This is a genomic window from Methylophaga sp. UBA4204, from assembly GCF_002379485.1.
In the GTDB taxonomy this organism is placed as follows: Bacteria; Pseudomonadota; Gammaproteobacteria; order Nitrosococcales; family Methylophagaceae; genus Methylophaga.
In genome coordinates this window covers 1-2,045 of record NZ_DFTU01000054.1, presented here as the reverse complement: position 1 = coordinate 2,045, position 2,045 = coordinate 1, and the positions used below count along the sequence as shown (strand labels likewise).

The 2,045-nt window shown below is 45.5% G+C and carries 1 protein-coding gene; it reads left to right on the top strand.

Going from position 1 to position 2,045, the window contains the following annotated elements; genetic code table 11:
• Positions 1-2,045, top strand: a 2,045-nt coding sequence (locus tag B3182_RS07640) for a YhdP family protein (RefSeq protein ID WP_292752218.1), incomplete at both ends; no start/stop codon positions are given.

The window sequence follows — 2,045 nt, the reverse complement described above, 5'->3', positions numbered from 1 at the left end:
CCGCAGAAGAGCTTTATATCGGTGTCGATCTGATTGCCAGTTTGCAGCAAAGAGCGTTGGTGGTTGATACGGCACGTATCTCTGGTCTGCAATTGGGCATAAAACGTTCTGCTGATGGTGATATCAGCCTTATCGGTCTGCAGGGAAAGTCTGTTGATCAAAAGTTTGATGACACACAGATTGACTGGGCCGAGCAGATCCGCTCATGGCGTGGCATCGAACTATTGTCGGCCCAAATCCAATTCGATGACCAAATGCAACCTCAGTTCAGTGGTCTTTATGAAGTAAATGAACTGGCCTTATTGCAGGGCAAACAATCCACATTGATAGGTGATATTCAATTACCTCACCATCTGGGGCAGCAACTAAGTTTCACAGTAGACGCAATGTTAACGTCATCAGGAATCTCAAATTGGCGGGTTGAGCAGCTGGACGCCAGACAATTGCAATTGGCCACAATTTTTCAGAATCAACAAATGCAAGATGTGTCTGTGACACGTGGCCGTGCTGATGTCAGTGTTGGTATTGGTTCAAACTTGAATAAACAATGGCAAGGGCAAATTCAGCTTTTAGATGTTGCACTGGAAAACCTGAGTCATCCAGATCGTGGATCAGTCACTATAAATTCTTTGTCAGGAGAATTTAACTGGCAGGGAGATGGAACTGCATGGCAATTAGCTGCCGAGCCGATCCAGCTAACTATTGATGATGACAGTTGGCCTCAGTCCACATTAAATCTACAGTTTTCAGAAACTGATGGCTGGTTTGCAGAAACCAGTTTTGTTCGTCTCAGCGATCTGACAGCGTTAGCATTATTAAGTGATAAAGCACCAGCCCTACTGACACAGTATCAGCCTGCTGGAGATATCCGAGACATACAACTATCACTGAACAGTAATAATGAACTTCAGTCTGCAAAGATGATTGTGGATGAGTTTGCCAGTCAACCGGTTGATCAAGTGCCAGGGGTGACTGGACTTAGTATGGAGGTTGAATGGGAACCGGCTTCCGCCCATGCACTGATCAGCAGCCGTAACCTGACGATGTATGCACCCACCTGGTTGCCTGAAGCAATTTATTTCGATATGGCCGAAGCTAATCTGGACTGGAACACTGCTGAAACGAACTGGCAGATGCAGCTGACAGATTTGAATATCTGGAACAATGATATGACCCTGCGCGGTGAAGTTGGTCTTGAACATCAATCCAATACCACGTTTGCCGATATAGATCTGCAGATGCTGGATGTGGCAATTGCAAATTGGTTGAGTTATGTGCCGCGTTCAATTCTGGATCCGGATTATCTAAAGTGGGCAGAAAAGGCTTATACCGGCGGCCAGATTGAAACAGGAAGCCTCAAATTAAAAGGCAATTTGGCAGAGTTTCCGTTTACTGGCGAGAATAGCGAAAACGAATTTGAAGCTACGCTTAATGTCATTAACGTAGGCCTGGATTATGGTAAAGGCTGGCCGGTATTGGAAAATATTAGTGGCCAAGTTCTGAGCAGCGGCAACAAATTAGATATTTTGCCTAAAGCCGGCAGAATTGCCGGGTTTGATTTTGTAAATGTCAGTGCTGAAATCAACAATATCTACGCTGGCAAACCGGTGTTGGATCTGACCGGGTTGTTATCAGGAAATACAGAGGATGCCTTGAATTTTTTACAAGCAAGCCCGCTCAGTTCGCGGTATGGCGATATCACCGATTGGGTAAAAGCTGAAGGCAAAAGCAATATTGCCCTTAACTTGAAAATTCCATTACTTGATCCAAATGCCACTGATGCCGATGGTCATGTCAGTTTTGAAACCAGTCAGCTCACGGTTACCGCCATGCCGGATATGCCGATTCAAAATATCAACGGCCAGTTATTTTTCAGTAATGATGGAGTAAACGCAGAGGCGATTACCGCCACTTTTTTAGACAGGCCTATGAAGATTGATGTCCTACCTGGAACGGAGTCGACATTGGTGACTGCAAAAGGTGAGATATCCAGCCAGCAGCTGGCGCAGTTATGGCAGGGCAAAATGCCTGGCTTTGTAAAAGGT